At 67.2% G+C, this 4,848-nt stretch carries 6 protein-coding genes and 1 pseudogene; 3 read left to right on the forward strand and 4 right to left on the reverse strand.

All coding sequences use genetic code 11. The features are described from left to right. The 3 genes from WAO18_RS07910 to hrcA form a co-directional block, all read right to left on the reverse strand. The coding region (locus tag WAO18_RS07910; protein WP_422205301.1) for an RsmE family RNA methyltransferase at nucleotides 1-345 on the reverse strand (345 nt) is incomplete at its 3' end. Then, a complete protein-coding gene (gene dnaJ / locus WAO18_RS07915; RefSeq protein WP_422205303.1) occupies nucleotides 346-1,488 on the reverse strand; it encodes a molecular chaperone DnaJ in 1,143 nt (380 codons plus the stop codon). Between the two features lie 79 nt (nucleotides 1,489-1,567). Next, complete coding sequence (hrcA, locus tag WAO18_RS07920; protein ID WP_422205305.1) at nucleotides 1,568-2,611, reverse strand: heat-inducible transcriptional repressor HrcA; 1,044 nt, start codon at nucleotides 2,609-2,611, stop codon at nucleotides 1,568-1,570. Between the two features lie 157 nt (nucleotides 2,612-2,768). Between hrcA and WAO18_RS07925 the strand changes: the two genes are divergently transcribed. The 3 genes from WAO18_RS07925 (at nucleotide 2,769) to WAO18_RS07935 (ending at nucleotide 4,630) form a co-directional block, all read left to right on the forward strand. Next, a complete protein-coding gene (locus WAO18_RS07925) occupies nucleotides 2,769-3,089 on the forward strand; it encodes a type II toxin-antitoxin system VapB family antitoxin (protein ID WP_422205307.1) in 321 nt (106 codons plus the stop codon). A gap of 72 nt (nucleotides 3,090-3,161) precedes the next feature. Next, on the forward strand, nucleotides 3,162-3,758 hold the full coding sequence (locus tag WAO18_RS07930; protein ID WP_422205309.1) for a carboxymuconolactone decarboxylase family protein: 597 nt from the start codon (nucleotides 3,162-3,164) through the stop codon (nucleotides 3,756-3,758). Further along, a complete protein-coding gene (locus tag WAO18_RS07935; protein WP_422205311.1) occupies nucleotides 3,755-4,630 on the forward strand; it encodes a sigma-70 family RNA polymerase sigma factor in 876 nt (291 codons plus the stop codon). The genes WAO18_RS07930 and WAO18_RS07935 overlap by 4 nt, the downstream gene beginning before the upstream one ends. Here the strand turns inward: WAO18_RS07935 and WAO18_RS07940 are convergent. Then, nucleotides 4,627-4,848, reverse strand: a pseudogene (locus WAO18_RS07940) (hypothetical protein); the annotation flags it as partial. The gene WAO18_RS07935 and the pseudogene WAO18_RS07940 overlap by 4 nt on opposite strands.

The raw sequence follows: 4,848 nt of genomic DNA on the forward strand, positions 1-4,848 counted from the left end.
GGCCACACTGCGCGCGGCCTGCCAGTCCACCAGCGACTCAGCGCCGGCTTCGGTCGCCAGCTCGATCGCGAGCTCGGAGCGTTCGGCTTTGGGCAGCGCCTGGACCACCGATACCGGCGGCCGGCTCGGCGCCACCTGCCAACGGTCCAGGACCCTGGCCCGCAGCCCGTCGCGGCCGGCTTCCTCGACGATGCAGCGGGCCAGACCGCCGGCGCCGTCGCCCAGGGTCAGCTCCTCGCCCGGGCGGATGCGTCGCACAGTGGCGGCGTGGAAGCCTTCGTCGCCGTCGACGACGGCCAGCCCACCACTTTCGGGCAGCGCGTCGATGTAGAACAGGCCGGGCAATTAGCGCCCGGTAAAGGTCTCACGCAGCCGGCTGAACAGCCCGCCGTTGCTTGCGGGGGCGTGCGTCGACCGGACCTCGGTCACGTCGCGATGGCGACGGCTCTTGAACTCGCGCAGCAGTTCGGCGTCCTGGTGCTCGAGTCGATCCGGCACCACCACGTCGACGTGCACGTGCAAGTCGCCGCGCACGCCAGAACGCAGATGCGGCATGCCGTGACCGCGGCGGGTCGTCACCGAACTGGGCTGGGTTCCCGCCGGGATGGTGATCTCGGTGAGGCCGTCGAGAATCGCGTCGACGGTCACCGTGGTGCCCAGGGCCGCGTCGACCATCGGTACCGAGATCGTGCAGTGCAGATCGTCGCCGTCGCGCACGAAGATGTCGTGCGGCTGTTCGTGAATCTCTACGTACAAGTCGCCGGCCGGTCCCCCGCCCGGCCCGACTTCGCCTTGGGCGGCCAGCCGAACCCGCATGCCGTCACCGACACCGGCGGGGATCTTGACGGTGATGTCCCGGCGGGCCTGCACGCGTCCGTCGCCGCCGCACTGGTGGCACGGGTCGGGAATGACTTCGCCGACGCCGCGGCAGGTGGGGCACGGTCGCGCGGTCATCACCTGACCGAGTAGGGACCGCTGCACGGTCTGCACCTCCCCGCGGCCACCGCAGGTGTCGCAAGACACCGGCGTCGAGTTGCCGTTCGTTCCGCGGCCCTGGCAGCGGTCGCACAGCACCGCGGTGTCGACGGTGACCTGCTTGCTGACGCCGGTGGCGCATTCGGTGAGGTCCAGTCGCATCCGCAGCAACGAGTCCGATCCCGGCCGGACCCGGCCGACCGGGCCACGCGAGGTAGCGCCGCCGCCGAAGAATGCTTCGAAGACATCGCCCAAGCCGCCGAACCCGCCGAACCCGCCGCCGGCCGACGCCGCGTTTGCCAGCGGGTCGCCGCCCATGTCGACAATGCGCCGCTTGTCCGGGTCCGACAGCACCTCGTATGCGACGCTGATCTCCTTGAACTTCGCCTGCGCGACCTCGTCGGGGTTGACGTCGGGATGCAGCTCGCGGGCCAGCTTGCGATACGCACGCTTGATCTCCGCATCGCTCGCGTTCCTGCCCACGCCGAGCAGACCGTAATAGTCGCGTGCCACGCCTGACCTTTCTTAGGCTCTTAGGCCTTGTTTGACCCAATAACGACGGCCATTAATGAATTGTGCCTGGAATGTGCGCTCATCGCGTACCCAGCACCTCGCCGATGTAGAGAGCAACCGCAGCGACACTAGCGATAGTTCCCGGATAGTCCATTCGAGTGGGCCCCAGCACACCCATGCCGCCGTAAACGGTGTCGAGAGTGCCGTAGGTGGTGGACACCACTGACGTGCCCATCATCTGCTCAGCCTCGGTCTCGTGGCCGATGCGGACGGTCACCTTGCCGGCTTCCTGCTGGGCGGCCAGTAGCCGCAAGACGACGACCTGTTCCTCGAGTGCTTCCAGGATGGATCGCAGCGACCCGCCGAAGTCGGCGGTATTGCGGGTCAGGTTGGCGGTGCCGCCCAATAGCAGCCGCTCCTCGGTGTGCTCGACCAATGACTCGAGCAACACTGTCGCCGATCGGCCGACCGCATCACTCAGGCTCTTGGACTGTCCGCCCGGGCTGCCGAGTTGAGCGGCAAGGTCGGCGACGGCGATCGACGCCGCGGCGAGCTTCTTGCCGTCCAGCGCCTGGCCGAGCATCTCGCGCAGCTGCGACAACTGGTGCTCGTCGATGACGTCGCCGAGTTCGACGACACGCTGGTCCACCCGGCCGGTATCGGTGATCACGATCATCAGCAGCCGGGCCGGGGTCAGCGCGATCACTTCCAGGTGCCGCACTGTCGACGTCGACAGCGTCGGGTATTGCACCACGGCGACCTGGCGGGTCAGTTGGGCAAGTAGCCGGACCGCGCGGCGCAGCACATCGTCGAGGTCGACGCCGGATTCCAGGAAACTCTGAATGGCGCGGCGTTCGGCGCTGGACAGCGGTTTGACCTCGTCGAGCCGGTCGACGAATTCGCGGTAGCCCTTTTCCGTCGGTACCCGACCGGAGCTGGTGTGCGGCTGGGTGATGTAACCCTCGGCCTCCAGGACGGCCATGTCGTTACGCACCGTCGCGGACGAGACGCCGAGGTTATGGCGTTCCACCAGCGACTTCGAACCGATCGGTTCCTTGGTGGAAACGAAGTCGGCGACGATCGCGCGCAGCACCTCAAAGCGGCGCTCGTCGGCAGTTCCCATCCGGATTCACCCTCCTAACCCGGCCCAGTTTACGGGGATCACCAGCGACTACCGGTGCCCGCACGCCATCCCCCGACCTTTTCGCCCCGCATCGTCGTCGCGCTAGCCTGTCCTGCATGGCCACGTCGGGCAGGATCGTGCCGGAGTCCCGCCGCCGATGATCTTCAAGGGCGTGCGCGATGGCAAGCCGTATCCGGAGCACGGCCTGTCCTACCGGGACTGGTCGCGGATCCCGCCGCGACAGATCCGGCTCGACGAGCTGGTCACCACCACAACAGTGCTGGCGCTGGATCGCCTGCTGTCGGAGGACTCCACGTTCTACGGCGATCTGTTCCCCCACGCGGTGAAGTGGAAGGGCATCTGCTATCTCGAAGACGGCCTGCACCGCGCGGTACGCGCGGCGCTGCGAAATCGCACCGTGCTGCACGCCCGCCTGCTCGATCTGGATGCGGTCACCCAGCACGCTGAGCAGGCTTAGCCTTCGGTCACGTTTCCGAGCCGGCCGGTGTCGATGTAGGTGACACCGCCGCAAAGCCTGGAGGAGACCGCGATGCCACGACTCACCGGAATATCTGATCGCGACGCCGGCTTTGGCGCCAAGCTCGCCTACTTCTTCACCAAACGGCGCTTCAGACAGATGACCGGTCTGGAGACCGCGACGATGCTGGAGCCGCTCCGGATGTATGCGTATATCCCCCGGCTGCTCAACGCGTACGGCCGCCTGGAATTGGCGGAGTCGAAACTGGACATCCTCAGTCCCCGGCATCGCGCGCTGGCCGAGTTGAAGTCGGCGATGACGGTGCGCTGCGAATACTGCATCGACCTGGGCTCGGCGATCGCACGCGGCTGGGGGCTTACCGACGACGAGTTGCTGGCTTTGTCCGATTACCGGGAGGCCGCCTGCTTTTCTGATGTCGACAAGCTCGTTCTCGACTACGCCACCGGGCTCAGCCGCACACCGGTCGAGGTGGACGATCAGCTATTCGACCGTCTGCGAACGCATTTCGACAACGCCCAACTGGTCGGCCTGACCCACGTCATCACCCTCGGCAATCTTCGGGGCCGGTTCAACCTGGCGTTGGGTATCGGGGCCTCCGGCTTCAGCGACGGCAGGGTGTGCGCATTACCCGATACCGGTCGACGGTGACCGCCAACGCCGATCTCGCAACCCGCTTCCAGGCGGCGAGGCCGCATCTGGGTGCGGTGGCCTATCGCATGCTGGGCTCGGTCGACGACGCCGAGGACGCGGTACAGGAGGCCTGGCTCCGGCTGAACAGCATCGACGGTGCTGCGATCGACAACCTCGATGCGTGGCTGACCACGGTGGTGGCCCGGATCTGCCTCAACACTTTGCGCGGCCGCCACGCCCGTCCCCGCGAAGAACTCGTCGCGGATCTGCCGGATCCGATCGTGGACGCGGTCGGCGACGCCGACCCCGAACACCAGGCGATCCTGGCCGACGCGGTGGGCATGGCGTTGTTCGTGGTTTTGAACACCCTGCCGCCCGCCGAGCGGCTGGCGTTCGTGCTGCACGACGTGTTCGCGGTTCCGTTCGACCAGATCGCACCGATCGTCGAGCGGTCGCCGGAAGCCACCCGCAAACTGGCCAGCAGGGCGCGACGCCGCGTCGACCAGGAGGCGCCCAGCCCCGACGGCGATCTGGTGGCCCAGCACACCGTCGTCGAAGCCTTCTTTGCCGCCGGACGTGCCGGCGACTTTGATCGGCTTGTCGCCGTTCTGGACCCCGAGGTGTCGCTGCGCGGCGACTTCGGCCCAGCCGCACAACGTGCGGTGCAAGGTGCCTCCGCGGTTGCCGGGCTGGCCAGAAGCTACGCCGCGCCGGAACGCGAAGTCCGCCCAGCGGTCGTCAACGGGGCCGCTGGTGCGGTGATCTTTGTCGACGACCGGGCAACCGCGATCATGGGGTTCGTCGTTCGCGGCGGACGGATCGCCGCGATAGATGTCCTGGCAGATCCCGAGCGCGTTGCCCGAATCGACCTGCGAGCGGTGTCCGGTTAGGCCGTCGCTGCCAGCAGCAACGCCTGAGCGGAGTCTGGTGCGAGCGTCCAGCCACCTTGATTGACGAACGTGAGGTGCTGAGTGACCGGCGCCGGGAGCTTCGGACCCGAGATCGCCACGTCAGCGGTGGCATTCGGACCGGCCGGCTGAATGTTCGTCACATCGTACGACTGCGGAAACTTCCCGTCCTCGAAAGCCTTTCTCAGCTTGTGGTCGGC

The sequence above is a fragment of the Mycobacterium sp. genome (genome assembly GCF_049278535.1).
GTDB lineage: Bacteria > Actinomycetota > Actinomycetes > Mycobacteriales > Mycobacteriaceae > Mycobacterium.

Excerpts from the sequence above, each read along its gene's own strand:
- hrcA (WP_422205305.1), bottom strand. The coding sequence starts at position 2,611 with ATGGGAACTGCCGACGAGCGCCGCTTTGAGGTGCTGCGCGCGATCGTC.
- WAO18_RS07925 (WP_422205307.1), top strand. The coding sequence starts at position 2,769 with ATGATCTTCAAGGGCGTGCGCGATGGCAAGCCGTATCCGGAGCACGGC.
- WAO18_RS07930 (WP_422205309.1), top strand. The coding sequence starts at position 3,162 with ATGCCACGACTCACCGGAATATCTGATCGCGACGCCGGCTTTGGCGCC.